Origin of the sequence: Streptomyces sp. NBC_01304, assembly GCF_035975855.1 — a bacterium.
In the GTDB taxonomy this organism is placed as follows: domain Bacteria; phylum Actinomycetota; class Actinomycetes; order Streptomycetales; family Streptomycetaceae; genus Streptomyces.
Map to the genome: position 1 here is coordinate 6,078,279 of NZ_CP109055.1, position 26,054 is coordinate 6,104,332.

Genomic DNA, 26,054 nt, shown 5'->3' on the forward strand with positions numbered 1-26,054 from the left:
CCCCACCGGGTGCCCGCCCTTCGCCATGCCTGCTTGTTCAGCTGTACGCCGTGCTCAGTGGCCGGTGCCCGTGCTGTGGGAGGCCGACCCGGTCGGCGTGCCCGAGCCCGCGCTGTGCGAGGCGGAGCCGGACGCGTCCTCGTTGGGGTCGGGCTCGCCGGAGGCGATGCCGCCCGGCTTGCCGGACTCCGAGGAGCTCGCGCTCTCGGACGGCTTCGCGTCCGGGGCCTCGGGGATCTCGGACGGGCCCCACTTGTCGAAGTAGCCGGACGCCGGGACCACGAAGGTCCGCAGCGTGACGTTGCCGGACTCGCTGAAGCTGAAGGTGACGGCCTGGGCGTTGCCGTCCTTCACGGCCTCCCGGCTGCTGGGCAGCACCGCGGAGGGGTTGCCCTCGCCGCCGAGCACGATCGAACCGCCGGCCGGGATGGTGACGGGGCCGTTGCCCTTGGCGGCGCTGAGCTTGGCCTCCTTGGCGGTTCCGTCGATCTTCACCGAGTCGAGGGTCTGCGGCTTGTCGTCGTTGTTGAACACCGTCGCGGAGACCACGGCCGGGCCGGTGGACTCCAGCTCGGGCTGGGTGATCACCAGCGCGTTCTGAATCTTGATCTTGCCGTCGTCGGCGGAGGTCGCGGCGTTGTCCGGCCGGACACCGAGGGTCTGTGCGTCGTTGCCGGCACCGCACGCGGCGAGTGTGGCGATCGAGAACACGAGGGCGGTGGCGGCGAGGGCGCCGCGTCGAAGGCTGCGGCTCACGGCGGCGGCATCTCCTTGAACGTGGGCGAACTTGGGGTGGTGCGGACGACCGTAAGACGGTGCTAAAGGTCATCAGCGGGCATAGGTTACCGACCCGTCGTCGGCCCACCGCACCCGACCCGCCCCTACTGCCACACCCGACTCGTCGCTACCGCCGGACGGCGTCCGCCCGAACCCGCCCCGTGATGTGGCCGATTGCGATCTCGTACAGCATTCACATTTCCATCACGTCGACCGCATCCCCGATTTCGGGTAAGGAATGCGGGCGTCCCGGTGAGGGCCTCCGGTGAATTGATCATCGCCGTTCACTACAGGTTCAGTACAGCCGCAGTGATCAATTCCGGATTCCTCTCCCATCCGCCCCGTACGCCTCTCCAGTCATCGAACGGAGTAGCGGAACCCCCTCTCTTGGAAGCGTGCAAAACGGGACGTTCGACCTCTTGGGGAGGGTGCGCGACGCTTGTAACGTTCGCGTTTCTGCCTCCCCGGACAACCACTCCGACCTGCGAATACCCGCCTCCGCAAAGCCTCCGCAGCACGTTCCTGTTGCTGTTGTCAAGCCCCGAGATATGCCCTGACCTGCGAAAACGCCATTCAGAAGCCGCCGTTTCCGTGTTACCCTGGATAGCCACGGAAGGGGTACCTGTCACATGACGTTCAAGGTTGGCGACACCGTGGTCTATCCCCATCACGGGGCCGCGCTGATCGAGGCCATCGAAACTCGCCAGATCAAAGGCGTGGACAAGACCTACTTGGTGCTGAAGGTCGCCCAGGGCGACCTGACGGTTCGTGTGCCAGCGGACAATGCGGAGTTCGTCGGCGTACGCGACGTTGTTGGTCAGGACGGGCTCGACCGGGTCTTCGAGGTGCTGCGCGCACCGTATGCGGAGGAGCCCACTAACTGGTCCCGTCGCTACAAGGCAAATCTCGAGAAGCTCGCCTCCGGCGATGTCATCAAGGTCGCCGAAGTGGTGCGTGACCTGTGGCGTCGTGAGCGCGAGCGCGGTCTGTCGGCCGGTGAGAAGCGCATGCTCGCCAAGGCTCGTCAGATCCTGGTGAGCGAGCTCGCCCTCGCGGAGAACACCAACGAGGACAAGGCCGAGGCCCTGCTCGACGAAGTTCTCGCGTCCTGACGCGACGGCACTGAAACAGCAGTAAAAGCAGTACAGCAACACCATGCCGCGGTGCCCGCTGACCAGCTCTGTTCCACAGACTGTGTTGCCGGGCACTGCGGCATGTCCGTACCCGAAAGTGTGCGTACGAGACCCGAAAGATGTCCGTACGTGAAGATCTTCCCCGCATAGGGTGAGCCGGCCCCTATGGTGTGCCGGGCCCGGACAGCTGGCCCCTGGTGCCCGCGGGCGTGGCCCGCTATGGACAACAGCTCGACCGGATGTCACGGAAGGGTCCCGGTCAAGGCGTCGCGCCCGGCACGGTGTGGCCATACCCATGTCGCCCAAGGACACAAACCTGAACGTGGACGTGATGTCAGACGAATCCCCCGCAACCCGGCCCCCCGCCCGCACCGCCGCGGTCATCCCCGCGGCCGGACGCGGGGTCCGGCTCGGCCCCGGTGCCCCCAAGGCGCTGCGCGCGCTGAACGGCACCCCCATGCTCATCCACGCGATCCGGGCGATGGCCGCCTCGCGGGCCGTCTCGCTCGTGATCGTGGTCGCGCCGTCGGACGGCGCCGCCGAGGTGAAGGCGCTGCTCGCCGAGCACACGCTGCCCGAGCGGACCGACTACCTGGTCGTGCCCGGCGGTGAGAGCCGCCAGGAGTCCGTGAAGGCCGGGCTCGACGTGCTGCCGCCCGGCATCGACACGGTGCTCGTGCACGACGCCGCCCGGCCGCTCGTGCCGGTCGACACGGTGGACGGGGTGATCGAGGCGGTGCGCGCCGGGGCCCCGGCGGTGGTTCCCGCGCTGCCCCTCGCGGACACCGTCAAGGAGGTCGAGCCGGCCGCGACGCCGGGCGACCCGGAGCCGGTCGTGGCCACGCCCGCGCGGGCCCGGCTGCGGGCCGTACAGACCCCGCAGGGCTTCGACCGGGACCTGCTCGTACGCGCCCACGAGACGGTCACCGACAACGTCACGGACGACGCCAGCATGGTCGAGCAGCTGGGCCTGCCCGTGGTGGTCGTGCCCGGCCACGAAGAGGCGTTCAAGGTGACCCGCCCCCTCGACCTCGTCCTGGCCGAGGCCGTACTCGCCCGCAGGAGGGCCAACGATGGCTTCTGAGACTTCCGGGATTCCGCTGCTTCCGCAGGTCGGCATCGGCACCGACATCCACGCCTTCGAAGAGGGCCGCGAGCTGTGGTGCGCCGGCCTGAAGTGGGAGGGCGAGGGGCCCGGTCTCGCCGGGCACTCCGACGCCGACGTCGTCGCACACGCCGCCTGCAACGCGCTCTTCTCCGCCGCGGGCCTCGGCGACCTCGGGCAGCACTTCGGCACCGGGCGCCCGGAGTGGTCCGGCGCCTCCGGCCTGACCCTGCTCGCCGAGGCGGCCCGGATCGTGCGCGACGCGGGCTTCACCATCGGCAACGTCGCGGTCCAGGTCATCGGCCCGCGACCGAAGATCGGCAAGCGGCGCGACGAGGCGCAGAAGGTGCTCTCCGAGGCCGTGGGCGCGCCGGTGTCCGTGTCCGGGGCGACCACCGACGGCCTGGGCTTCCCCGGCCGGGGCGAGGGGCTGCAGGCGATCGCCACCGCCCTGGTCGTACGTACACGCTGAGAAGGCCGGAAATGCGGGGGGCGAGCGGGGCGCTCGCGGAGTATCTGGGATATCTGGGTACTCGTACAGCCCTCAACAAAGCCTCGGGAGGCCCCCGCATGTCCGCCGAACTCTCCGCCGAGCTCAAGGCGCTCCTCGACAGCCCCGTCTTCATCACCGTCGCCACCATCCAGCCCGACGGCAGCCCCCAGGTCTCGCCGGTCTGGGTGAAGCGGGACGGTGACGACGTGCTCTTCTCGACCACCGTCGGGCGGCAGAAGGAGAAGAACCTGCGCCGCGACCCGCGCCTCACGGTCGTCGTGCAGCCCGCCGACAACCCGTACGCCTACGCCGAGATCCGTGGCTCCGTCGAGATGACCGAAGAGGGCGGGCAGGAGCTCATCGACGAGCTGGCCGTCAAGTACACCGGCAAGAAGTACGCCGAATTCAACCCGTCCTCCGCCAATGACGCCCCGCGCGTGGTCGTCCGGATCACCCCGCGCAAGGTCGTCGGGCGCATCTGACAGGCGCCTCCACCGGCGCCTCGCTAAAGGCTCGGTCACAAAGTGGTCCCGCGGTCCCGGAAGGGTCGCGGGGCACTGCCCGAAGCCCACTACCCTTGAAGGCGTGACCATTCGCCTGTACGACACCAGCGCCCGGCAGATCCGTGACTTCATCCCGCTCACGCAGGGCTGTGTCTCGATCTACCTGTGTGGCGCTACCGTCCAGGCGGCCCCGCACATCGGCCACATCCGGTCGGGGCTGAACTTCGACATCATGCGCCGCTGGTTCACGTACCGCGGCTACGACGTCACGTTCGTGCGGAACGTGACGGACATCGACGACAAGATCATCGCGAAGTCGGCCGAGCAGGGCCGGCCCTGGTGGTCGATCGGGTACGAGAACGAGCGCGCGTTCAACGCCGCCTACGACGGGCTCGGCTGCCTGCCGCCCACCTATGAGCCGCGCGCGACCGGGCACATCACCGAGATGGTCGAGATGATGCGCGGCCTCATCGAGCGCGGTCACGCGTACGAGGCCGACGGCAGCGTCTACTTCGACGTGCGCTCGTACGACGGCTATCTCGAGCTGTCCAACCAGGACCTCGACGAGATGCGTCAGCCCGCCGAGGACGGCATCACCGGCAAGCGCGACCCGCGCGACTTCGCCATGTGGAAGGCGACCAAGCCGGGGGAGCCCGACTGGGAGAGCCCCTGGGGACGCGGCCGTCCCGGCTGGCACCTGGAGTGCTCGGCGATGGCCCACAAGTACCTGGGCTCCGCCTTCGACATCCACGGCGGCGGGCTCGACCTCATTTTCCCGCACCACGAGAACGAGATCGCGCAGGCCAAGGCCTTCGGGGATGAGTTCGCCAAGTACTGGGTGCACAACGCCTGGGTGACCATGGCCGGCGACAAGATGTCCAAGTCGCTGGGCAACTCCGTGCTCGTCAGCGAGATGGTCAAGGCCTGGCGGCCCATCGTGCTCCGCTACTACCTCGGAACCCCGCACTACCGGTCGATGATCGAGTACAGCGAGGAGGCCCTGCGCGAGGCCGAGTCCGCGTTCGCGCGGATCGAGGGCTTCATCCAGCGCGTGGTCGAGAAGGCCGGGGGACCGGTCGAGGCCGCGGCCGAGGTGCCGCTCGCGTTCGCCGAGGCCATGGACGACGACCTCGGGGTGCCGCAGGCGCTCGCCGTCGTGCACACCACGGTCCGGCAGGGCAACAGCGCCCTGGCCGCCGACGACAAGGAAGCGGCGGTCGCCCGCCTCGCCGAGGTCCGGGCCATGCTCGGCGTCCTCGGCCTGGACCCGCTCGACGCGCACTGGGCCGGCGAGGGCAACGGGGGCGAGGACCTGCACGGGGCCGTCGACACCCTCGTACGGCTCGTGCTCCAGCAGCGTGAGGCGGCCCGCGCCCGCAAGGACTGGGCCACCGCCGACGCCATCCGCGACCAGCTCCAGCAGTCGGGCCTGGTCATCGAGGACAGCCCGGAAGGGCCGCGCTGGACGCTCGGCCCGCGCTGAGCCCGCACCTCGGCAAAGTGCCGCCCGGTCCGCCGGGCGGCACACTTCATATACGTACGCACGCATGCAGTCAGTGCTGTCATTGAGAAACAGGTAGGTCATGGCCGGGAACAGCCAGCGCAGGAACCGCCGCACCAGCAACAAGAAGGGTGCGACGGTCGGCAGCGGTGGCCAGCGGCGTCGCGGCCTCGAGGGCAAGGGTCCGACCCCGCCCGCCGAAGCGCGCAAGAAGCACAAGAAGAACCGCATCGCCAACGCCAAGGCCAAGCACGAGGCCCGGCGTCCCACGCCCCGCCGTGGCGGCAAGGGCTCGTCCGAGATGGTCGTCGGGCGCAACTCCGTCGTCGAGGCGCTGCGCGAGGGCGTACCGGCGAACACGCTGTACGTCCTGCAGTACATCGACAACGACGAGCGTGTGCGTGAGGCGCTGCAGCTCGTCGCCGAGCGCGGCGGCATCAACCTCATGGAGGCGCCGCGCGCCGAGCTCGACCGCATGACCAACGGGCTCAACCACCAGGGCCTCGTCCTGCAGGTCCCGCCGTACGAGTACGCGCACGCCGAGGACCTGGCGGCGGCCGCGTACGACGAGGGCGAGGACCCGCTGATCGTCGTCCTCGACGGCATCACCGACCCGCGCAACCTGGGCGCCATCGTGCGTTCCGCCTCGGCCTTCGGCGGCCACGGCGTGGTCGTGCCCGAGCGGCGCGCGGCCGGTATGACGGCCTCCGCCTGGAAGACCTCGGCCGGCGCCGCCGCCCGCACCCCGGTGGCCCGCGTCACGAACATCACCCGCGCCCTGGAGGCGTACAAGAAGGCGGGCGTCGCCATCGTCGGCCTCGCCGCCGACGGCGAGCACGAGGTCGGCGACCTCGAAGCGCTCGGCGGCCCGGTCGCCATCGTGGTCGGCAGCGAGGGCAAGGGCCTGTCGCGGCTCGTCGGCGAGACCTGTGACTACCTGGTCAAGATTCCGATGCCGGGTGGCGCGGAGTCGCTGAACGCCGGTGTGGCTGCGGGAGTTGTGCTGTACGAGGCCGCTCGGCGTCGCGCCTAGGATTTCTTGGGGATCTTGACGGGGCCCGGACAGATCGGCCCCGTCAAGGCAGTGTCCTAAACACACATCACTCGGTTAGATGAGTGTGGACACCAGAACACCGTCGGGATTCGACGACGCTCCCGCGCTGAGCATGGTGAAGGTGCCGTGCGACCCGGCCCAGGTCATCGTCAACCACGCGAGCTTCCGCGTGCAGCTCCCCACCGCCAAACCGCCCCGATCCGCGCGCATCGCAAGGCAGTTGGCGAGTGCGGGGGCCGACGCGCAGACCGCGCTCATGCCCCTCGTCGCAGGCGCGGCAGCCGGCGCGGGCGCGGGCGGGCGCCGTCGCGCGCCCGTCGTGTGGAGCGGGAAGTCCGCCCCCGGCGACCCCGGAGCGACCGGCCTGCTGCAGGCCGTGCGGAGCTCCGGGGTGCGCCACGGCGAGGAGTTCGAGACATCGGGCGGCCGCTTCGCCGGGGCCGACACCCAGGTCATCCCGCGCATCGACCCGCGCATGGATCCCGACGAGACCACGGTGATCCCCCAGGTCGTCGCCCCCCGCGACCCCGGCGGCGACGAGACCCGGCTGCTGCCCGCGATGCAGCCCGTGGGCGGCGCGTACGACGAAGAGCCGTACGGGTACGACGAGTTCGACGAGTACGACGAGGACGGCGGCGACGAGAACGCCTCCCGGCGGCACGGCTCGGACGCGGTGCGCCACGCGTACTACCCCGGGCGCCGGATGAACCTCGGCGTTGTGCTCCTCCCGATGCGCGTCTTCCTCGGCTTCATCTCCATCTACGCCGGCATGGGCAAGCTCTGCGACCCCGTCTACTTCGACGGCGGCGAGCGCGGCTCCATGGTCAAGTGGCTGAATTCGCTGCACCCTTGGGGCCTCGCCGAGCCGCTGCGGGACTTCGCGCTGCAGCACCCGGTCGGCGCCGGACTGTGCATCGCGTTCCTTCAGGTCATCGTCGGCGTGCTGACCGTCTGCGGGCTCTGGCAGCGGGTCGCCGCCGTGGTCGGGGCGCTGCTCTCGGCCGCGCTGCTCGTGACCGTGAGCTGGAAGACCGTTCCGGCGTACGACGCGCCGGACATCATCTACCTCGCCGCCTGGAGCCCGCTGATCATCGCGGGCGCACCCGTCTACTCGCTCGACGGACGCCTGGCCGGCGAGGCCTGGCGCACCCTCGGCCCGCGCGCCGAGCTCTGGGAGCTGCGCCGCCGAGTCCTTCGGCGCGGTCTGCTCCTCGGGACCGTCGTGGTCGGCCTGACGCTGCTGCTCGGGTCGCTGCTCGGCGGTGCGGTGCGCGACTCGGACAAGATCACCGTGCCGGGCCCGGACCAGGCGCCGCGCAACGAGCTGCCGGGCTCGCCGCTGCCGGAGGAGCCGGGCAAGCGGGGCGACGCCAAGCGAAAAGAGGACCCGACGGCCTCCGGGTCGCCGACGCAGGGCAGTTCGGCCTCCCCGTCGACCTCGTCCTCCGCGCCGGGGACGGTCCGCGAGTCGGGCTCCGTGGGCGTCAGCCAGCCCAGCCAGACCCAGGGCTCGGGCCAGGCGCCCCCGCAGTCGCAGCCGCCGGCCGCTTCCAGCGGGCCTACGTCCAGCGGGGGTGGCTCCACGGGCGGAGGCGGGTCGACCGGCGGGTCCGGCGGCTCAGGCGGTTCGGGTGGCGGCGAGGAGGAGCCGGGGCTCGTGGGCGGTTTGCTCGGGTAGGGGGCGCTGGGCTGAGCGGAGCGTCGGCCTGAGCGGGGCGCCGACCTGAGCGGAGCGCCGACCTGAGCGGGGGGCGGGGCGGGAGCGGCGGGGCGGCGGGCGGCGGAGAGGCCGCGAGCCGGGGGCGGCGGGGCGCCGGGGCGCCGGGGGAGCCGAGGAGCCGGGTCGGGGCCGGGAGCGGAGCGGGGGCCGGGCTGGGAGCGGGGAGCCGGGCTGGGAGCCGGGGCCGGGAGCGGGGAGCCGGAGCCGGGCTGGGAGCCGGGAGCCGGAGCCAGGCCGGGAGCGGGAGCCGGGGCCGGCAGCCGATGAGGCGAGCGTTATGTGGGGGGAAAGGGGCGGGGAAACGGGACAAAGTGCCCGGATTTCCGCCCCTTTTCCCTCACTTGGCTAGTGGGCCTGAGCGGCTAGCTCTTTTGCCGCCTCGGTGAGGTCCTTGGCCGTGTCGATCGCCCGCCAGTACGCGCCCTGCGGCAGCGGGAAGCCGGCGAGCTTCTTCTCGCGGGCCAGGCGCGGGAACGTCGTGCGTTCGTGGTCGCCCAGGTCCGGCAGGAGTGTCGCGAAGGCCGAGGAGAAGACGTACACGCCCGCGTTGATGAGATACGGCGACGGCGGGGACTCGATGAAGTCCGTGATGTGGCCGAACGCGTCCGTCTCGACGGCGCCCCACGGAATCCGGGGGCGGGCCAGGGCGAGGGTCGCGTGGGCGTCGCGTTCGGCGTGGAAGGCCGCCATGTCGCGCAGCGAGAAGCGGGTCCAGATGTCGCCGTTCGTCGCGTACCAGGGGCGGTCGGCGTGCGGGAGGTGGGCGGCGGCGAACTTGAGGCCGCCGCCTCGGCCCAGCGGCTCCTTCTCGACGACCGTGGTGACGTTCAGCGGGAGGTCGGCGGAGTCCAGCCAGTCCTTGAGGACCTCGGCGAGATGGCCGCAGGAGACGACCGCGTCGGTCACGCCCTCCGCGGCGAGCCAGGAAAGCTGATGGCCGATGATCGGGGTCCCCGTGCCGGGGATCTCGACCATCGGCTTCGGCCGGTCGTCTGTGTACGGGCGCAGCCGGGACCCCTGGCCTCCGGCGAGGATCACGGCCTGGGTCGGGTGGGCTGCTTCGGGTGCGGCGGTCATGGCCGCACTCTATGCGGGGCGCTGCCTGCGGGGGCGAGCTGGGGCGTCGCCCCCGCAGCGGTCGGCGCGGCGGTCAGCGGGCGTCGCCCCAGCGGCGGTCAGCTCGCCCTGGAGACACCTGTGGCGAAGGCCGTGTCGCACACGGGGCGGGAGTAGGACTGGGCCTTCGTCGGCCCGTAGTAGTGCACCGCCGCGCGGCCCAGGGCGCGGGCCAGGTCGACGCAGTGCTGCGCGAGCGAGGGGCGCTCGTCGACGGCCTGCTGGAGGTGCGTGAGGGCGACGCCCGGGTTCTTCTCCTGCAGCTCCTGGAGGAGCTTGTCGCGCAGAACGTCCTGCGGGGCGCGGGACTTGGCGCGCACCGAGGCGTCCTCGGAGGAGGCGGCGAGCACCGATCCGGAGCTGCCCGACCAGTTGACTCGGGTGACCGCGAGCGTCCCGGAGAGCACCAGGACGACGGGGAGGACCATGGCGAGGGTTCGGCCGATCCGACGGGCGGGGCCACGTCGGTGCAGCGGCTTGTTGGAGGGCTTCACGCGAGTGAGCGTAGCGGTCGGTGATGATTTGGCGACATTTGGTCACCGGAACGAGGGACGGTTCGAGGGCCCCTTTCGAATTCCGTGTTGACGTACAGGGGTCGAAATGGGCGGTGTGCCGGGGTATTTGTCGACACCTGCGCGGGGGTGCGACGGGAGTTCGGCGGGAGTTAGGGCGGGGCCCGGTCCGGAACGCGAGAAGGCCCCGCACCGAAGTGCGGGGCCCCTCAAGGGAGTTCGGGGTACGAGTTGGTGTGTGCGTCAGTCGCTGAGGCGCTCGCCCGTCGACGTCGAGAACACGTGGGTCTCGCCCGCGCGCGGCACGACGTGCAGCTCGGTGCCCTTGTCCGGGACGTGGCGGCCGTTGACGCGGACGACCAGGTCCTGGTGCTCGCCGCCGACCTCGGCGGAGCCGTAGACGTAGCCGTCGGCGCCGAGCTCCTCGACGACGTTGACCCGGACCGCCATGCCGGCCGGGGCGTCCGCGGTCTCCTTGGTCAGGGACTTCGCGGCGGCGCCGTTCTGCTCGACGATGTCGAAGTGCTCCGGGCGGACGCCGACCGTGACGGTGCGGTCGCCGCGGTCGGCCGCGGCGGACAGGGCCTCGCGGCTGACCGGGACGACGGAGTTGCCGAACTTCACGCCGCCGTCGGTGATCGGGACCTCGACCAGGTTCATGGCGGGGGAGCCGATGAAGCCGGCGACGAAGAGGTTGGCCGGGCGGTCGTACATGTTGCGCGGGGTGTCGACCTGCTGCAGCAGACCGTCCTTGAGGACCGCCACACGGTCGCCCATCGTCATGGCCTCGACCTGGTCGTGGGTGACGTAGACGGTGGTGATGCCGAGGCGGCGCTGGAGCGAGGCGATCTGCGTACGGGTCGAGACGCGGAGCTTGGCGTCGAGGTTCGACAGCGGCTCGTCCATGAGGAAGACCTGCGGCTCACGGACGATCGCGCGGCCCATCGCCACACGCTGGCGCTGACCACCGGAGAGGGCCTTGGGCTTGCGGCCCAGGTACTCGGTGAGGTCCAGGATCTTCGCCGCGTCCTCGACCTTCTGGCGGATCTCGGCCTTCGGTACGCCCGCGATCTTGAGCGCGAAGCCCATGTTGTCGGCGACCGACATGTGCGGGTAGAGCGCGTAGTTCTGGAACACCATGGCGATGTCCCGGTCCTTGGGCGGCAGGTGTGTGACGTCGCGGTCACCGATGTGGATGGAGCCGGCGTTGACGTCCTCGAGACCCGCGAGCATGCGCAGGGAGGTCGACTTGCCGCAGCCGGAGGGGCCGACGAGAACGAGGAACTCGCCGTCCGCGACGTCGAGTTCGAGCTGGTCGACGGCCGGCTTGTCGCCGCCCGGGTAAATGCGGGTGGCCTTGTTGAACGAGACGGTTGCCATGGCTGTGAAGCCCCCTTCACCGGCAGGAACGTGCCGGACGATCCGAGTAAAGGTGGTGGCCCGCTCCGCTGGATCGCGGGGCGAGTGGTGTAGTCCAGTGCCTGGACTGCGGCTGACGGTACCTGGCGGGTGGGCCGGTGTCAGTAGGCGTGTGCGAATTTGTGGGATCCACCCGGTGTGGGCCGGGGCAACTCCGTGGCCGGTCACGAAGGGCTCTGTGTAGAGTGTTGAAGCCTCTTCCGTACGGGTTCGCCCATGCGTCGCAGGCCTCCTTAGCTCAGCTGGCCAGAGCAACGCACTTGTAATGCGTAGGTCATCGGTTCGAATCCGATAGGGGGCTCCAGCAGGCAAAACGCCCCGGTCTCCAGGAGATCGGGGCGTTTGCTTTTGCGGGTGGTGGTGCTTCTGCCGGGCAGGTGGCGGTGCGTCTGCCGGGTAGGGAGCGGTGCTGCTACGCCGCCTGGATCGACTCCAGCATGTTCAGCCGGGCCGCCCGTCGGGCCGGCCAGATCGCGGCCAGTACGCCGATCACCAGGGCGAGCAGCAGGAACAGTCCGAGGCGGCCCCAGGGCAGCACCATCTCGTAGCTCTTCATCGAGCCCGCAGCCAGGCTGCCGCCGGCCCAGGCGAGGAAGATGCCCGTGCCGATGCCGAGCACCGCGCCGAACAGGGAGATCACGACCGATTCGAGGCGGACCATCTGCTTGATGCCGGCGCGGTCGAGGCCGATCGCGCGCAGCATCCCGATCTCCCGGGTGCGCTCGAAGACCGACATCGCCAGGGTGTTGATCACGCCGAGCACCGCGATGACGACGGCCATGCCGAGCAGCCCGTAGATCATGTTCAGCATCAGGTCGATGGTGCCGGCCTCGGCCTTGACCAGCTGGTCCTTGTTCTGGACCTTCAGCAGCGGGCTGTTGCCGAGGGCGTCCCGCAGGTCCTGCTCCAGGCCGGCTGCCTTGCCGGGCTCGGCCTTGACCAGGATGCTGTCGATCTTCTTCGGGGTGTACGAGTACGGCTGTACGTCGCTCGTCGCGCCGAGCAGTTCGTTCACGGTCGGGTTGGCCTCGTACACGCCGACGACGCGCAGCTTGTGCGTGCCCTTCGCCTTCTCGTCGCCGAAGGTGTACTTCGCGTCGAGGGTGTCGCCCACGCCGACACCGTGCTTCTTCGCGTACTCGTCCGAGACCGCGATCCGGCCCGGGCCGACGTCGTCGAGCGAGCCGCCGGTGAACTTCAGGTCGGTGACCTTGCCGAGCTGGGCCGGGTCCGAGCCCGTCATCACCGCGAAGGTGCCGTTCACGTCGACCGGTGCGGAGGTCATCGGGTTCGACGCCACGACGCCCGGGACCTCTCCCAGCTTCTCGGCGGAGTCCGAACTCAGCCCGGAGTAGCTGGTGTTGTCGATGCGGTAGTCGGCGCTCATGCCCTGGGTGGAGCTCTTGGCCGCGGCCTCCTGGGTGGAGACGCCGGCCACGGTGATGCCGGTGATCAGGGTGAGGCCGATCATCAGGGCCGAGGCGGTGGCGGCGGTGCGGCGCGGGTTGCGCAGCGCGTTCTCCTTGGCGAGCTTGCCGCTCGCCCCGAACAGCCGGGTGGTGGCCTTGCCGGCCAGCTGGACCAGGGGGCGCGAGAGCAGCGGGGCCAGGATGATCACGCCGACCAGGGTGAGTCCCGAACCGAGCATGGCGATCATGAGGTTGCTCTCGGAGCCGTCCTTGAGCGTGGAGATGTACAGCATGACGAGCACGCCGAGGCCGCCGATGAGCGTGCCGATGATGTTGCGGATGATCAGGCCGCGCGGCGGCGTCGCGAGGTCGACGGAGCTCATCGCCTCGACCGGGGCGACCTTCGCGGCCTTGCGGGACGGCAGCCACGCCGACAGGACGGTCACGACGACGCCGACCGCGAGGGACGCGATCACCGCGCCGGGGCCGATCACCAGCGGGCCGTCGGGCAGGCCGGCGCCGCCCGCGTTGAGCAGCGCGGGCAGGAGCGAGGCGATGCCGAGGCCGAGTGCGAAGCCGGCCGCCGAGGCGCCGAGGCCGAGCAGTGCCGCCTCGATGAGGACGGAGCGTACGACCTGTCGGCGGGAGGCGCCGACCGCGCGCATCAGGGCGATCTCCCGGGTGCGCTGGGCGATCAGCATGGTGAAGGTGTTGGCGATGATGAAGATGCCGACGAACAGGGTGATCCCGGCGAACACCAGGAGCATCTTGGTCAGTGCCTTGGTGCTGTCGGCGATCTGCTGCGACTGCTGGGCGGCGAGTTGGGCGCCGCTCGTGGCCGTTGCCTTGTCCTTCGGGAGCACCGCCTGGACGGCGTTGGTCAGTGCCTGGTCGTCGGTGCCGGGAGTGGCGCGGACCACCAGCTCGTCGTACTGGCCGGGGCGCAGGTACAGCTTCTGTGCCGTCTTCGTGTCGAAGAGGGCGAGGCTGCCGCCCGCGGTCACGCGCGGGTCGTCGGTGTCGACGGTGCCGACCAGCTTCTTGGTGAACGCCGGGCCGTCGATGGCGAACCGCACGGTGTCGCCGGTCTTGTAGCCGGCCTTCTCGGCGGTCTTCGCGTCGAGCACGATCTCGTCGGCGGAGGCCGGGCCGCGGCCCGTCTTCAGGGGGTAGTGGGGGTCCTTGCCGTCCTTGCCGGGGACGTAGTTCGTCGCCAGGTTCTGCCAGCTGTTGTCGGCGTTGACCGGGCGGCCGTCCTTGTCGGCGAGGGTGGCGCGGCCGTTGACGGTGGGGCGTACGGACTCGACGCCGGGCAACTGGCCGATCTTGTCCGTGAGTTTGTCGTCGAGAGCGGTGGAGCGCTTCTCGTCGTCCTGCTGCCTGGGGGCCCCGTCGGTCGGGCCGTCCTGGGCCTGCACGGAGACCGCGACGCCGTCGAGGCTCTTGGCCGAGGCGTTGCGGAAGGAGTTGGTGACCGTGTCACCGAAGACGAGGGTGCCGGCGACGAAGGCGACGCCGAGCATGACCGCGAGCGCGGTCATGATCAATCGGGCTTTGTGCGCAAGGACGTTGCGCAGGGCTGTACGCAGCATGGTGTGGTGTCAGTCCTGTTGTACGGAGGGGCGGCGGCCGGTGGTCTTGCGATGCGTCAGCTCGTACGGCCCTTGGCGTCGAAGAGCCGCATGCGGTCCAGGACGCCCTCGGCGGTCGGCTCCAGGAGCTCGTCGGTGAGGCGGCCGTCGGCGAGGAAGACCACGCGGTCCGCGTAGGCGGCGGCCACCGGGTCGTGCGTGACCATCACCACGGTCTGGCCCAACTCCCGTACGGAGTCCCGCAGGAAGCCCAGGATCTCGGCGCCCGAGCGGGAGTCGAGGTTGCCGGTCGGCTCGTCCGCGAAGATGATCTCGGGCCGCGACGCGAGGGCGCGGGCCACGGCGACGCGCTGCTGCTGGCCGCCGGAGAGCTGGCTGGGGCGGTGGCCGAGCCGGCCGGACAGGCCGACCGTGTTCACGACCGTCTCGACCCACTGCTGATCGGGCTTGCGGCCCGCGATCGCCATCGGGAGCGTGATGTTCTCGTACGCCGTGAGCGTGGGCAGCAGGTTGAACGCCTGGAAGACGAAGCCGACCTTGTCGCGGCGGATCCGGGTCAGCGCCCGGTCGTTCAGGCTCGTCAGCTCGGTGTCGCCGATCCGGGTGGAGCCCGAGGTGATGGAGTCGAGGCCCGCCATGCAGTGCATCAGCGTCGACTTGCCCGAGCCCGACGGCCCCATGATCGCGGTGAACCTGCCCCGGCCGAAGTCGACCGAGACCGAGTCGAGGGCGACCACCCGGGTCTCGCCCGCGCCGTAGACCTTGCTCAGATCGGTGGCGCGGGCGGCGGCGACGGTGGCGTTGTTCAGGGGAGCGTGGGCGGCTGCGGCTGCCTGCGACATGGGGACTCCTGGAGGGGGACGGTCAACTCCCCTCAATGCTGGGCGCGGAGATCCCCCGATCCGTAGGCCTCAGGGCGTGAATGCCCGGCCGGTCGAAGGTCGGGCGGGGCCTTGCGGGGTAGTTCTCGGGGACTACCCGGCCTCTTCCTTAGGGAAGAGGCCGGTTTCAGCTTCCTGAGGCCGGATTCGGCACAGGCGGCGCTCAGCGCGTGAGCCCCGCCTGATGCGCGAGAAGTGCCGCCTGTACGCGGCTGCCGGAGCCCGTCTTCTCCAGGATGGACCCCACGTGCGTCTTGACCGTGCCGACGCCGATGCCGAGGCGCAGGCCGATCTCCAGGTTGGGCAGCCCGTCGCCGAGCAGGGCGAGCACCTGCCGTTCCCGGCCGGTGAGTTGGGCCAGGCGCTCATCGGCCGGGGCAGAGCTGCCGGCCGTGGCGCCGCCGCCCTGCAGCATGCGCTTGATGACGCTGCCGGTGACGCCGGGGGAGAGCACCGCGTCGCCGCCCGCGGCCGCGCGTACCGCGCTGATCAGTTCCTGCGGCCCGTCGTCCTTCAGCAGGAACCCGGTGGCCCCGGACTGCAGGGCGCGGGCGACGTTGTCGTCGTCGCCGAAGGTGGTCAGCATGACCACCTGGGGAGCGGGGTCCAGGGCGGTCAACGGCCCGATGGCGGCGAGCCCGTCGAGCACCGGCATGCGGATGTCGACGAGCGCGACGTCCGGGTGGTGCTCGGCGGCGAGGTCGATCGCCTCGGCGCCGTTGGTCGCCTCCGCCACCACCTCGATGCCCTCGGCATGGCGCAGGATCAGCCGGACGCCGTGCCGGATCATCTCCTCGTCGTCGGCGAGCAGGACGCGGATCGGCTGGCCCTGGGGCGTGGTGGCGCGGTCGGTCATGGTGTGCTCCCGGGAGAGGGGGTCGGGTCGGTGGTGGGTTCGGTGACCAGGGGCACCTTGAAGTGGTCGATGGAGATCAGGGTGTTGTCACGGAAGCAGTACCGGCTGAGCTCGATGTCGCCCTGGTCCGGCAGTACTTCGCCGTGTCCGGCGAACGGGTAGATGCAGCTGGTGGCGTCCTTCGGGCGGGCCGGCTCCCGGCCCTGTGCGGCCGCGCGGGACAGCTCGTTGTCGCCGTACACGGCCGCCGTGACCTGCGACCGGGAATCCCCGATCTTCGGCGGGTCCGGCGGCCGGTAGTCGGGCCCCGGCTTCGCCTGGTCGACCAGGAGCATCCCGAACAGCATCATCGCGCCGATCCCCGCGAGGCCGAGCAGCCCCGAGATGCCCCCGGCGACGCGTCGCTGGACGGCCGAGAGACTGCGGCGCTGACCGCCTGCCGGGTCCTGAACCCAGTCCGCCCGCGCCGTCTCGTCCGAGGCGCCGGGCCCTGGCCCCGGGTCTGCGGGGATCGCCGCCTCCACCAGGAACCCGCCACTGGGCGTGGCCCCCGCCTCCAGGAACCCGCCGAGCAGCGTGACCCGCTCGCGCAGCCCGGTCAGACCGCGCCCGGAGCCGAGTCCGGTGGTGGCCGCGGGGGGCGTGGGCGGCAGGCCGTTGCGTACGCGGATGCCCACGTGCTCGTCGGTGTGCGTGACCGCGACGGTGACATGCGCCCCGGCCGCGTACCGGTGCACGTTCGTCAGCGATTCGCGCACCACCCGGTGCACCGCGCGCCGTACCCGGGCCTCGCGGATGTCGAGGTCGGGCCCGTCCCAGTCGAAGTCGACGGGGATGCCGCCGCGCCGGGACTCCTCGACCAGGGCCTCGATGTCGGCGCGGGTGCCGGTCGCGTCGGTGAGCGTGTCGGTGCCGGTGTCGCGGCCCAACGGGCCGAGTACGCCGAGCACTTCACGCAGCTCGTTCATCGCGTCCTTGGTGGCGACACGTACCAGCGCCGCCTCTTCGCGGAGCTCGGGCGACTCCTTCTGCAGGGCCATCTCGAGTCCGCCGGCGTGCAGCGAGATCAGGCTGAGGCGGTGGCCGACCAGGTCGTGCATCTCGGCGGCGATCCGGGAGCGCTCATGGATCCGCGATTCGCTGTCCGCGAGCCGCTGGGCCTGCTCGGCGGCGGCGGTACGTTCCCGCAGGGCCTGCAGGAGGCGGCCCTGCTGTCCCGCCGAGGTGCCGACGAGGCCGGGCACGATCACCGTGGTCGCCGCGAGGACGGCACCGAGCGCGAGGCCGAAGAGCTGGCTGCCGATCGCCAGGCGGGGCGCGAGGGTGAAGCAGGTCAGCATGGCGAGGGCGGTTGCCGAGAGCAGCAGGGCGATCCGTCTGCGCGGTGCCACCAGCTGCTGGGTCGTGGTGTACGCGGCGATCGCGGTGACCAGGCCCACGGCGGGCAGTACCGCCATCAGCGCGGCCAGGCCGAGGACGCTCAGGACCGGGTAGCTGCGGCGCACCACGAACAGGGCCAGCGCGATCATGCCGAGCAGCAGCACCTCCTTGTGGCCCAGGTCGCTGCCGAAGCCGTTCATGGCCATGAAGGTGACGATCATCAGCACCCCGGCGCCGAAGGCCTCGGCGAGGGCCCGCCCGGTGTGTGGGTCGCTCCGCGGGGGGTGCGGCGAAGGGGTGGGGGGTGGCATACCGCCAATTATCGGTTGGGCCTTGTGGGAAACCCCTGCACCTTGCGGGCGATCCGCCCCTCTGCCGAAAGGAAGAGCTTTTCCCCTCCCCGCCCCTTCCCGAAAGTCCTGCGGACAGCCTGGGGCTTCGCCCCTGGCCCCCTTTGTCCTCAAACGCCGGACGGGCTGATTTGTGCTGGCGGCAGCCTTACGGGAGGGGGCGGGGTGGGGAAAGGGGATGCCTCAGCACGGGCTGATTTGTGCTGGCGGCAGCCTTACGGGAGGGGGCGGGGTGGGGAAAGGGGATGCCTCAGCACGGGCTGATTTGTGCTGGCGGCAGCCTTACGGGAGGGGGCGGGGTGGGGAAAGGAGATGCCTCAGCACGGGCTGATTTGTGCCGACGGCAGCCCTACGGGAAGGGGCAGGGTGGGGAAAGGAGATGCCTCAGCACGGGCTGATTTGTGCCGACGGCAGCCCTACGGGAAGGGGCAGGGTGGGGAAAGGAGATGCCTCAGCCACGTCCCGACATGCGGTCTGCCCACCGGGCGATGCGGTCCGTCGAGCCCATGTTGCCGGCGGCCTCCCTGCGGTCGGCCGCCCGGTACGCCGCGTACATGCCCTGAACCCCCAGCCACCGCAAGGGCTCCGGCTCCCAGCGTCGGACCCGGTGGTTGACCCAGGGGAGTTCGGTGAGGGGCGTGGCCAGCCCCTGACCGGAGTCCTGCTGCACCAGATCGCGCAACGTACGGGCCGCGAGGTTGGCCGTGGCCACGCCCGAGCCGACATAGCCGCCCGCCCAGCCGAGCCCCGTCGAGCGGTCCAGCGTGACCGTGGCGCACCAGTCGCGCGGCACCCCGAGCACCCCCGACCAGGCGTGGTCGATGCGGGCTCCGGCGGTCGGGGGGAGGAGGCGGACCAGGAGGTCCTGGAGCGCGGCGATCGTCGACGGCTGCGTACGGCCGTCGTTGTCCGTCCGGGAGCCGTAGCGGTAGGGGACGCCGCGCCCGCCGAGGGCGACGCGGTCGTCGGCCGTGCGCTGGGCGTACATGTACGCGTGGGCCATGTCGCCGAGCGTCTCGCGGCCCTCCCAGCCGATGGACTCCCAGGTCGAGGCGGGCAGCGGCTCGGTGACGATCATCGAGGAGTTCATCGGGAGCCAGTCGCGGCGCCGGCCCTTGAGCGCGGCGGTGAAGCCTTCCGTGCAGCGCAGGATGTAGGGCGCGCGGACCGTGCCGTACGGGGTGACCGCGTGCTTCGGCTTGATCTCCGTGACCGGGGTCGACTCGTGGATCGTCACGCCGAGCGCCTCGACGGCCCGCGCGAGACCGGTGGCGAGCTTGGCGGGATGCAGGCGGGCGCCGTGCGGTGTCCAGCTGGAGCCGACCGCGCCGAGGACGCGGATGCGGGCCGCGGTGTCGCGGGCGCCGAGGAGCAGCCGGTCCTTCTCGCCGTACGCCGCCTCCGCCTCGTGGAAGGCCTTCAGGCGGGCCAACTGGGCCGGGGTGTACGCCACTTCGAGTACGCCGCCGTGGTGGATGTCGGCGTCGATCTTCTCCTCGGCGGCGACGCGGATGACCTCGCTGACCGTGTCGTTCATGGCCTCCTGGAGGCGGACCGCCGCGTCGCGGCCGTGCAGCTTGGCGTAGCGGTCGCGGCCCGCGATGCCGTTGTAGAGCCAGCCGCCGTTGCGGCCCGAGGCGCCGTAGCCGCAGAACTTCTGCTCCAGGACCGTGATGCGCAGGAACGGCACGGCCTGCTTCAGGTAGTACGCGGTCCACAGGCCCGTGTATCCGCCGCCGACTATGCAGACGTCCGCGCTGCTGTCCCCGGGCAGGGGCTCGCGCGGCGTGGGGAGGCCTTGCTGTGCGTGCCAGAAGGAGATGCCGCCGTTCGCTGTCATGGCGGGAAGGTACTGCACCCCTGTGGTGAGGGAACGGCGAGGGGGATTTCACCGTCTACATTGGATGGAATATCCCGTTTGGAAGGTTTTACTCCATGGCTGTACGTCGCGTAGCCCGCACCCTCACCGCGGTGGCCGCCGCCGTCCTGATCGGCACGGGGGCCGCGGCCTGCTCCGGCGGGGACGGTGGCAAGGACAGCGGCTCGGCGGCGATGACCTTCAAGGCGCCCGCCGCGGCCGACGTCCTCGCCAAGCTGCCGGCCAAGCTCGCGGACGACGGGACCACGGTGATCGTGGGCAAGCCGGACGCCCCGCACACGGTCAAGGTCTACCTCGACCCGCAGTGCATGTACTGCGCGAAGTTCGAGCTGGGCGGCGGCGAGGCCCTCGCCAAGGCGATCGAGGGCGGCAAGGTGAAGGCCGAGTACACCGTCGCGTCCTTCCTCGACCAGGGGGAGACGGGCGGCTCGACGCGCGCCGCCAACGCCATGCGGGCCGCGCTCGAGCAGGGCAAGTTCGCGGAGTTCGCCGCGGCCGTGTACGCGAACCAGCCCACCGAGGGCTCCAAGGGCGCCTTCGGCGAGGAAGATCTGCTGAAGATCGCCGACAAGGTGCCCGGCCTGCGCGGCGCCGCCTTCGACAAGGCCGTCAAGGAGCTCACGTACAAGGACTGGGTGACCAAGTCCAACAAGGCCTTCGTGGACAGCGGCCTGCAGGGCACGCCCGCGGTCCTGCTCGGCGACAAGCAGCTCCAGACGAAGGAAGGGCTGTTCACGGCGGACGGCTTCGCCAAGGCCCTCAAGGACGCGGGCTTCAACTGAACAGCGGGCGCCGCGGCCGGCCGCGTACCAGCAAGAAGCACCCGAGCCCGATCAGCGCCGCCGTGAAGTGGCCCAGGTCGGTGAAGGTCCTGCCGTTGATCAGCGGGGTGCCGTACACGACCAGGACCGCGAAGGCGTACGGATAGCGCCAGGGCGAAGGGATCCGGTACGCGAGCACCGCCGCCACCCCCGCGAGCGCGTAACTCACGCCCACATCAAGGGTGTTGACCGCCGAGGCGGGCGCGTGCCCGTGCCGGATCGCCCACAGCAGGGCGCCCTCGCTGATCAGCGTGGCAAGGACGTGCGAGGCCCCGCACACGGCGACCCAGCGGGCCGTGCCGAGCCAGCGTTCGGCCTGCGCGTGGAAGACCGTGTAGTACGCGGCGTACGGCAGCCAGCTGTCGCCGTCGATCCAGAACGCGCTGGAGATCAGCACCCGGACCGGGTTCCTGGACAGCTCATGGATGTTGGTGGAGCGCTGCCGCAGGAACTCCTCCTCGAACTCCGGCGACATGTGGCGCACCGCGACGGTGGTCACGAACAGGGCGCCCAGCCAGATGTACGTCCCCGGGGCGCTGCGGACGTAGCGCCGCACGGGACCGAGGGCCCGGCCGACGGACCGGCCCACGGATCGGCCCACGGATCGGCCCTTGGACCGGCCCTTGGACCGGGGAGAAATACGCATGAAGGGATTGATGCACGCGCCTAGGATCGGCGGCGTGATCGACATTCCGGAAGAGCTCGTCGAAACCCAGACCAAGTACAACGGCGAACCCGGCCGCGCGTTCATCGCCGCGCTCCCGGACCGCGCCGCCCACTTCCTCGACGCCTGGCAACTGACGCCCACCGGCCCCTCCATGTACGGAATGGCCTCGCTGGTACTCCCCGTCACCCGCGCCGACGGCACCCCCGCGGCGCTCAAGATGCAACTCCTCGACGAGGAGAGCGAAGGGGAGCCGGTCGCGCTGCGGATCTGGGACGGGGCGGGTGCCGTACGCCTCCTCGACGACGATCCGGCGACCAACACCATGCTGCTCGAACGGCTCGACGAGACCCGGCACCTCTCGACGGTGGAGGACTCGCGCAAGGCCGTCCAGATCCTGGCCGAACTGCTCGCCCGGCTCACCGCCGTGCAGGCCCCGGCCGGGATGCGCACCCTCGGCGCCATCGCGCGGCGCATGCTCGACGGCGTACCGGCAGCGCTCGCATCGGTTCCCGAGCAGGCTCAGCGACAGGTGATCCTGGGGTGCGCGGCGGCCGTGCGGGAGGTCGCGGACGAGCCCGGGGACCGGCTCCTGCACTGGGACCTGCACTACGACAACATCCTGGCCGCCGACCGTGAGCCCTGGCTGGCCATCGACCCCAAGCCGCTCGCCGGCGACCCGGGCTTCGATCTGATGCCCGCCCTCGACAACCGCTTCGACCTCGCCGAAGTCCCTTACCGCTTCGACCTGATGACCGAGGTCCTGGGCCTCGACCGGGACCGGGCCAGGGCCTGGGTCCTCGGCCGGGCGCTGCAGAACCTGCTGTGGGAGATCGAGGACGAGGAGTTGGACGGCCTTGAGGGGGAGCAGTTCGCCATTGCTCGGCTGTTCCTGGGGCGCTGAGCTCAGCTGTTCCCGCGGTTCTGAGCGTTCTGAGCGTTCTGAGCCAGGGCGCGCAGACCGTCGGCCGAGGAGGCGTACTGCGGGCTCCAGCCGAGCTCCTGCTTGGCCCGCTCGTTCGACACGTGCAGCGAGATGTTCATCATCGTGTGCGCGTACGACGCCGGCTTCATCAGCCACAGCGGCACGGTCATCGGCTTCGGTGTGCCGAACGCCTCGGCAACGGCCCGCACATGGGCACTGAATCCCATCGGGGAGTCGTCCACGATGTTGTACGCCCGGCCGGCGCGGCCCCGCTCCACGGCGGCCAGCGTCGCGGACGCGGCGTCGCTGAGGTTGATCCAGGGCAGGACGTGGCCCTTGTCGTTCGTGACCGGCAGCTTGCGGCCCTTGAGCATCTTCACCAGGTTCTCGGTGCCGCCCGCGCCGTAGAAGAGGCCGAAGCGCAGCGAGACGCCCTCGATGCCCTCGGTGCCGAAGGCGAGCTCTTCCTTGATCCGCATGCCGGCGAGGTGCGCCTCCAGCTTGGGCGCGCTGCCGCGCGGCGCGAACTCGTCCTTGTCCTCGACGAGTTCGTGGTCCCCGAAGTCCCGGTAGCCGTACCCGATCGCGATCGACTCGACCACGAGACGGCCCGCCCCCGTGGCCTGCGCGGCGGCGACCAGGTTCTTCATGCCGTCGATGCGCAGGGCGTTGGTGGCGTGCATGTCCTGGTGCCGCATGGGCGGCTTGCGCAGGGCCGTCGCCCCGTGGATCACCGTGTCGTACGCCTTGCCGTCGACGGCGCGCAGCAGGGCGTCGCGGTTCATGAGGTCGGCGCTGACTTCGTTCCCGGCGCCCCGGCCCAGTGCGTCGACCTGGTGGCCGGCCTCGGTGAGGGCGCGGGCGACGTGCTGCCCGAAGACGCCGCTGGCGCCGGCGAGGAGGATCTTCTGGCTCTGGCTCTTCTGCGTGCTCTGTATGTCGCTCATGACCGTCCCGACGTATGGACTGGCTGGAATGTGACATCACCGCGCGGGTTAGCTTGTGCGGCATGATCCGTCATGCAACAGCAGCCGATGTACCCGCGATTCACGCCATGATCTGTGAGCTCGCAGAGTACGAGAAGGCACTGCACGAGGTAAGGGCCACGGAGGCCCAGATCCACCAGGCCCTGTTCGGTCCGTCCCCGGCGGCGTACGCGCTGATCGCGGAGGACGAGGCGGGCGGGGTGGTCGGGTACACGCTCTGGTACCTGACGTTCTCCACGTGGCGTGGGGTGCACGGCATCTACATGGAGGACCTGTACGTACGGCCTTCGGCGCGGGGTGGGGGGCATGGGAAGGCGCTCATGGCTGAGCTTGCGCGGATTTGTGTGGAGCGGGGGTATCAGCGGCTTGAGTGGGCTGTGCTTGATTGGAATCAGCCGTCGATCGACTTCTACAAGTCGTTGGGGGCGCGGGGGCTGGATGAGTGGCCGACGTATCGGCTGACGGATGAGGCGTTGGTGCGGTTGGGGGCTTGATTTTCTCCCCGCCCCGCCCCTTCCCGAAAGTCCTGCGGACGGCTTCAAAGATTGTCCTCAAACGCCGGACGGGCTGATAAATCAGCCCGTCCGGCGTTTGAGGACTTTCGGGAAGGGGCGGGGCGGGGAAAAAGTCCCTACGGCTCCAGCACCACCTTGCCCACCGTCCCCCGGTTCTGCAGGGCCAGGTGGGCCGCAGCCGCCTCCGCCAGGGGGAAGCGGGTCACCGCCGGGGTGAGGCGGCCGGAGCCTGCCTCCTCCAGCGCGGCCAGCTCCAGTACCCGGACCGGGTTGTCGCCACCCCCGGCCTTCGCCATCATCGCCGGCCCGAGCACCGGCACCGAGCTGACGCCGCGAGCCGCGAACTCCGCCTCGGAGTAGACCGCGTCGCCCCCGCTGTCGATGCCCTCAGCCGTCCAGCCGAAGACGACATGCGTGCCGCCGGGGCCGAGCAGGTCGACCGCCGCGCGGGCCACGTCGCCGCCCACGCCGTCGAAGACGACCGTGGCCCGGCGGTCGGTGTCGGCGAGGAACTTCCCTGCAAGAGCAGCCCAGTTGGCGTCCTTGTAGTCGAGCGCGAGGTCGGCGCCGTATCCCTCGACGAGCGCGACCTTCGCCGGGCCGCCGGCCAGGCCGATGACCGTGGCACCCGCGTTCTTCGCGTACTGCACGATCAGCGAGCCGATGCCGCCCGCCGCGGCCGGCACGACGACCACCGAATCGGGGCCCAGATCAACGAAGTTGAGGATGCCCATCGTCGTACGCCCGGTGCCGATCATCGCGACGGCCGCCGCCTCGTCGAGCCGTTCCGGGATCTCGTGCAGCCGCTCGGCGCCGACCACCGCGAGCTCGGCGTACCCGCCGGGCGCGAAGCCGAGGTGGGTGACGACGCGCTTGCCGAGCCAGGCCGGGTCGGTGCCCTCGCCGAGTGCGTCGACGACGCCCGCGACCTCGCGGCCGGGGATGGTGGGCAGCTCGGGGAGCTGGGGCAGCGGGCCCTGCATGCCCTCGCGGATCGCGGTGTCGAGCAGGTGCACACCGGCCGCCTTCACGGCTATGCGGACCTGGCCGGGGCCCGGCTCGGGTGCCTCGGTCTTCTCGTAGGTGAGGTTCTCGGCCGGGCCGAAGGCGTGCAGGCGGACGGCGTGCATGGTGACTCCCCTGGGTGCTTCTGCTTTTCCCTGTCAGTGCGTCGGTACGGGAGTCAGCCTGCTACCTCAAGCTTGGTCGAGGTCAAGCGGCGATCCGGTGGCCGGCCCGCAGGGCGAGCGTCGCCGCCTCGATGGCGCTGGTGAAGGACACCTCCGACAGGACGCCGGGCGCCGCCACTTGGTCGCCCGCGAGGTAGACGCCGTTGCCGCGGTCGATGGCCGGGCGGTCCCGCCAGGTGGTGCCCGGCCGGTCGACCGCCCCGGTCCGTCCTGCGGCGAGGGCTTCGCGACGCCACAGGACGCGCTCGCGCCAGCCCGGGAAGCCGAGGTCGAGGAGGTGCTCGGCGCGCCGGACGCCGTCGGCCTTCGACTCGCCCGGGGCGATGGGGACTTGGCCCTGGATCACCTGCTCGCCCCGGGGTGCGAGGGTGCGGTCGCCGGCGCTGAACCGTTCGATCCAGCCGGGCCGGTCGAGGTCCGACACGATGAAGGCGTCGCCCCTCCGGGAACGTACCGCCAGATCGATCAGCGCGGTCCGTCCGCTGTCCCAGCGCAGCGAGTCGTCGCCGAGCAGGGCGCGGGCGGCGGGGAGCGAAGTGGCCACGATGGTGGGGGTGTTGGCGGGTACGTCGGTGAGGCGGGCCCGCGTCTCGACCCGTACGCCGAGGTTCCACGCGCGTGCCACCATCCGCTCGATGACCGAGCTCCAGCCGCCGCGCGGGTAGTGCGCCTCCGGCGGCACCTTGGTGGCGCGGCGAAGGCGCTCGTGGACGAAGGCCGCGGAGAGCGCGCCCGGGTCGTGGTGGAAGAGCGCGACGGCCGCGAAGTTGGCGGCCGCCCTGGCTCCTTCCTCGCCGACCTCGGCGGTGGCCCAGGTGTGGAAGTCGACGTCCACGGGCGCCTGTTCGGGCTTGCGGCGCAGCAGCTTCAGCATGGCGAGGGGCGGTACGCGGCGGAGTTCGCCCTTGTGGTGGAGGCGGAGCCTGGCCGCCTGCAGCGGGGGGATCGGGGCGAGCGGGCCGATGAGGTCGCGCTGCTTGAGCCAGGCCCAGTGCGGGCCGCCGTTGTAGAGGGCGTGCGGGCCTTCGTTGGTGCGGTAGCCGTCGGTTTCGGTGGTGCGGGCACGGCCGCCGAGGGTGTCGTGCGACTCGCACAGCCGGACCCTGGCGCCCGCCTCGGCGGCGGTGATCGCCGCGGTGAGTCCGGCGAAGCCGCCGCCGATGACGGTGAGCTGGCGCGTGCGTTGGGGCATGGGGCGTCTCCTTGCAGGTGCGGGCCCTCTTCGCGGGGGCGCTGCGGGTCCTTGTCAGGGAGACGGGTGAGGGGGGCGGGG

General features: G+C 70.9%; 23 protein-coding genes and 1 tRNA gene. 11 read left to right on the forward strand and 13 right to left on the reverse strand.

What is annotated here, in order from left to right; translation table 11 throughout:
- Positions 1 to 54: 54 nt before the first annotated feature.
- Positions 55 to 756 (reverse strand): DUF461 domain-containing protein, encoded by a 702-nt coding sequence (locus tag OG430_RS27135; protein WP_327355208.1) that lies wholly within the window; start codon positions 754 to 756, stop codon positions 55 to 57.
- A gap of 650 nt (positions 757 to 1,406) precedes the next feature.
- Between OG430_RS27135 and OG430_RS27140 the strand changes: the two genes are divergently transcribed.
- The 7 genes from OG430_RS27140 (at position 1,407) to OG430_RS27170 (ending at position 8,244) form a co-directional block, all read left to right on the forward strand.
- The gene (locus tag OG430_RS27140) at positions 1,407 to 1,889 is read left to right on the forward strand and encodes a CarD family transcriptional regulator (protein WP_003953493.1); all 483 of its coding nucleotides are present in this window, start codon (positions 1,407 to 1,409) and stop codon (positions 1,887 to 1,889) included.
- Between the two features lie 352 nt (positions 1,890 to 2,241).
- Positions 2,242 to 2,994: a 2-C-methyl-D-erythritol 4-phosphate cytidylyltransferase gene (gene ispD / locus OG430_RS27145; protein ID WP_327355209.1), complete on the forward strand. Its 753-nt coding sequence runs from the start codon at positions 2,242 to 2,244 to the stop codon at positions 2,992 to 2,994.
- A complete protein-coding gene (ispF, locus tag OG430_RS27150; RefSeq protein ID WP_327355210.1) occupies positions 2,984 to 3,487 on the forward strand; it encodes a 2-C-methyl-D-erythritol 2,4-cyclodiphosphate synthase in 504 nt (167 codons plus the stop codon). Before ispD ends, ispF begins: the two co-directional genes overlap by 11 nt.
- A gap of 98 nt (positions 3,488 to 3,585) precedes the next feature.
- Positions 3,586 to 3,990, forward strand: a complete 405-nt coding sequence (locus OG430_RS27155) for a PPOX class F420-dependent oxidoreductase (RefSeq protein WP_327355211.1) — start codon at positions 3,586 to 3,588, stop codon at positions 3,988 to 3,990.
- A 103-nt stretch (positions 3,991 to 4,093) separates the two neighbouring features.
- A complete protein-coding gene (gene cysS, locus OG430_RS27160) occupies positions 4,094 to 5,494 on the forward strand; it encodes a cysteine--tRNA ligase (protein ID WP_327355212.1) in 1,401 nt (466 codons plus the stop codon).
- A 100-nt stretch (positions 5,495 to 5,594) separates the two neighbouring features.
- Positions 5,595 to 6,545, forward strand: coding sequence for a 23S rRNA (guanosine(2251)-2'-O)-methyltransferase RlmB (gene rlmB / locus OG430_RS27165; RefSeq protein ID WP_327355213.1), 951 nt, complete (start codon positions 5,595 to 5,597; stop codon positions 6,543 to 6,545).
- 79 nt (positions 6,546 to 6,624) lie between these two features.
- The gene (locus OG430_RS27170; protein ID WP_327355214.1) at positions 6,625 to 8,244 is read left to right on the forward strand and encodes a DoxX family protein; all 1,620 of its coding nucleotides are present in this window, start codon (positions 6,625 to 6,627) and stop codon (positions 8,242 to 8,244) included.
- 387 nt (positions 8,245 to 8,631) lie between these two features.
- Here OG430_RS27170 and OG430_RS27175 read toward each other — a convergent pair whose 3' ends face one another.
- From OG430_RS27175 to OG430_RS27185, 3 genes are all read right to left on the reverse strand, one after another.
- A complete protein-coding gene (locus OG430_RS27175; protein ID WP_327355215.1) occupies positions 8,632 to 9,363 on the reverse strand; it encodes a nucleotidyltransferase family protein in 732 nt (243 codons plus the stop codon).
- 98 nt (positions 9,364 to 9,461) lie between these two features.
- Positions 9,462 to 9,896, reverse strand: a complete 435-nt coding sequence (locus OG430_RS27180; RefSeq protein WP_327355216.1) for a hypothetical protein — start codon at positions 9,894 to 9,896, stop codon at positions 9,462 to 9,464.
- A 261-nt stretch (positions 9,897 to 10,157) separates the two neighbouring features.
- Positions 10,158 to 11,294 carry an ABC transporter ATP-binding protein gene (locus OG430_RS27185; RefSeq protein ID WP_327355217.1) on the reverse strand — a complete coding sequence of 379 codons (1,137 nt, stop codon included), beginning with the start codon at positions 11,292 to 11,294 and terminating at the stop codon, positions 10,158 to 10,160.
- A gap of 266 nt (positions 11,295 to 11,560) precedes the next feature.
- Between OG430_RS27185 and OG430_RS27190 the strand changes: the two genes are divergently transcribed.
- Positions 11,561 to 11,637: transfer RNA gene (locus OG430_RS27190), tRNA-Thr, on the forward strand.
- 108 nt (positions 11,638 to 11,745) lie between these two features.
- Here the strand turns inward: OG430_RS27190 and OG430_RS27195 are convergent.
- The 5 genes from OG430_RS27195 to OG430_RS27215 form a co-directional block, all read right to left on the reverse strand.
- Positions 11,746 to 14,334, reverse strand: coding sequence for an ABC transporter permease (locus OG430_RS27195; protein WP_327355218.1), 2,589 nt, complete (start codon positions 14,332 to 14,334; stop codon positions 11,746 to 11,748).
- Positions 14,335 to 14,390: 56 nt separating this feature from the next.
- A complete protein-coding gene (locus OG430_RS27200) occupies positions 14,391 to 15,176 on the reverse strand; it encodes an ABC transporter ATP-binding protein (protein ID WP_327355219.1) in 786 nt (261 codons plus the stop codon).
- A 202-nt stretch (positions 15,177 to 15,378) separates the two neighbouring features.
- A complete protein-coding gene (locus OG430_RS27205; RefSeq protein WP_327355220.1) occupies positions 15,379 to 16,071 on the reverse strand; it encodes a response regulator transcription factor in 693 nt (230 codons plus the stop codon).
- Entirely contained in the window at positions 16,068 to 17,762 is a 1,695-nt protein-coding gene (locus tag OG430_RS27210; RefSeq protein ID WP_327355221.1) for a sensor histidine kinase, read from the reverse strand. The genes OG430_RS27205 and OG430_RS27210 overlap by 4 nt, the downstream gene beginning before the upstream one ends.
- 490 nt (positions 17,763 to 18,252) lie before the next feature.
- Positions 18,253 to 19,641: an NAD(P)/FAD-dependent oxidoreductase gene (locus OG430_RS27215; protein ID WP_327355222.1), complete on the reverse strand. Its 1,389-nt coding sequence runs from the start codon at positions 19,639 to 19,641 to the stop codon at positions 18,253 to 18,255.
- Between the two features lie 95 nt (positions 19,642 to 19,736).
- On the opposite strand from OG430_RS27215, the gene OG430_RS27220 reads away from it, so the two are divergent.
- Positions 19,737 to 20,462, forward strand: coding sequence for a thioredoxin domain-containing protein (locus OG430_RS27220; RefSeq protein WP_327355223.1), 726 nt, complete (start codon positions 19,737 to 19,739; stop codon positions 20,460 to 20,462).
- On the opposite strand, the gene OG430_RS27225 is transcribed toward OG430_RS27220, so the two are convergent.
- Positions 20,455 to 21,102: a rhomboid-like protein gene (locus OG430_RS27225; protein WP_327355224.1), complete on the reverse strand. Its 648-nt coding sequence runs from the start codon at positions 21,100 to 21,102 to the stop codon at positions 20,455 to 20,457. The genes OG430_RS27220 and OG430_RS27225 overlap by 8 nt on opposite strands.
- A gap of 55 nt (positions 21,103 to 21,157) precedes the next feature.
- On the opposite strand from OG430_RS27225, the gene OG430_RS27230 reads away from it, so the two are divergent.
- Positions 21,158 to 22,069: an aminoglycoside phosphotransferase family protein gene (locus OG430_RS27230; RefSeq protein WP_442816733.1), complete on the forward strand. Its 912-nt coding sequence runs from the start codon at positions 21,158 to 21,160 to the stop codon at positions 22,067 to 22,069.
- Between the two features lie 2 nt (positions 22,070 to 22,071).
- Here OG430_RS27230 and OG430_RS27235 read toward each other — a convergent pair whose 3' ends face one another.
- Positions 22,072 to 23,037 carry an NAD-dependent epimerase/dehydratase family protein gene (locus OG430_RS27235; RefSeq protein ID WP_327355226.1) on the reverse strand — a complete coding sequence of 322 codons (966 nt, stop codon included), beginning with the start codon at positions 23,035 to 23,037 and terminating at the stop codon, positions 22,072 to 22,074.
- A gap of 62 nt (positions 23,038 to 23,099) precedes the next feature.
- Between OG430_RS27235 and OG430_RS27240 the strand changes: the two genes are divergently transcribed.
- On the forward strand, positions 23,100 to 23,570 hold the full coding sequence (locus tag OG430_RS27240) for a GNAT family N-acetyltransferase (protein ID WP_327355227.1): 471 nt from the start codon (positions 23,100 to 23,102) through the stop codon (positions 23,568 to 23,570).
- Positions 23,571 to 23,707: 137 nt separating this feature from the next.
- Here OG430_RS27240 and OG430_RS27245 read toward each other — a convergent pair whose 3' ends face one another.
- On the reverse strand, positions 23,708 to 24,721 hold the full coding sequence (locus OG430_RS27245) for a zinc-binding dehydrogenase (RefSeq protein WP_327355228.1): 1,014 nt from the start codon (positions 24,719 to 24,721) through the stop codon (positions 23,708 to 23,710).
- Between the two features lie 82 nt (positions 24,722 to 24,803).
- Complete coding sequence (locus OG430_RS27250) at positions 24,804 to 25,973, reverse strand: FAD-dependent oxidoreductase (protein WP_327355229.1); 1,170 nt, start codon at positions 25,971 to 25,973, stop codon at positions 24,804 to 24,806.
- Between the last annotated feature and the right edge of the window lie 81 nt (positions 25,974 to 26,054).

Coding starts and splice junctions, on each gene's coding strand:
- OG430_RS27140 (WP_003953493.1), top strand. CDS start 1,407: ATGACGTTCAAGGTTGGCGACACCGTGGTCTATCCCCATCACGGGGCC.
- ispD (WP_327355209.1), top strand. CDS start 2,242: ATGTCAGACGAATCCCCCGCAACCCGGCCCCCCGCCCGCACCGCCGCG.
- ispF (WP_327355210.1), top strand. CDS start 2,984: ATGGCTTCTGAGACTTCCGGGATTCCGCTGCTTCCGCAGGTCGGCATC.
- OG430_RS27155 (WP_327355211.1), top strand. CDS start 3,586: ATGTCCGCCGAACTCTCCGCCGAGCTCAAGGCGCTCCTCGACAGCCCC.
- rlmB (WP_327355213.1), top strand. CDS start 5,595: ATGGCCGGGAACAGCCAGCGCAGGAACCGCCGCACCAGCAACAAGAAG.
- OG430_RS27170 (WP_327355214.1), top strand. CDS start 6,625: ATGAGTGTGGACACCAGAACACCGTCGGGATTCGACGACGCTCCCGCG.
- OG430_RS27175 (WP_327355215.1), bottom strand. CDS start 9,363: ATGACCGCCGCACCCGAAGCAGCCCACCCGACCCAGGCCGTGATCCTC.
- OG430_RS27185 (WP_327355217.1), bottom strand. CDS start 11,294: ATGGCAACCGTCTCGTTCAACAAGGCCACCCGCATTTACCCGGGCGGC.
- OG430_RS27195 (WP_327355218.1), bottom strand. CDS start 14,334: ATGCTGCGTACAGCCCTGCGCAACGTCCTTGCGCACAAAGCCCGATTG.
- OG430_RS27200 (WP_327355219.1), bottom strand. CDS start 15,176: ATGTCGCAGGCAGCCGCAGCCGCCCACGCTCCCCTGAACAACGCCACC.
- OG430_RS27205 (WP_327355220.1), bottom strand. CDS start 16,071: ATGACCGACCGCGCCACCACGCCCCAGGGCCAGCCGATCCGCGTCCTG.
- OG430_RS27210 (WP_327355221.1), bottom strand. CDS start 17,762: ATGCCACCCCCCACCCCTTCGCCGCACCCCCCGCGGAGCGACCCACAC.
- OG430_RS27215 (WP_327355222.1), bottom strand. CDS start 19,641: ATGACAGCGAACGGCGGCATCTCCTTCTGGCACGCACAGCAAGGCCTC.
- OG430_RS27220 (WP_327355223.1), top strand. CDS start 19,737: ATGGCTGTACGTCGCGTAGCCCGCACCCTCACCGCGGTGGCCGCCGCC.
- OG430_RS27230 (WP_442816733.1), top strand. CDS start 21,158: ATGCACGCGCCTAGGATCGGCGGCGTGATCGACATTCCGGAAGAGCTC.
- OG430_RS27235 (WP_327355226.1), bottom strand. CDS start 23,037: ATGAGCGACATACAGAGCACGCAGAAGAGCCAGAGCCAGAAGATCCTC.
- OG430_RS27240 (WP_327355227.1), top strand. CDS start 23,100: ATGATCCGTCATGCAACAGCAGCCGATGTACCCGCGATTCACGCCATG.
- OG430_RS27245 (WP_327355228.1), bottom strand. CDS start 24,721: ATGCACGCCGTCCGCCTGCACGCCTTCGGCCCGGCCGAGAACCTCACC.
- OG430_RS27250 (WP_327355229.1), bottom strand. CDS start 25,973: ATGCCCCAACGCACGCGCCAGCTCACCGTCATCGGCGGCGGCTTCGCC.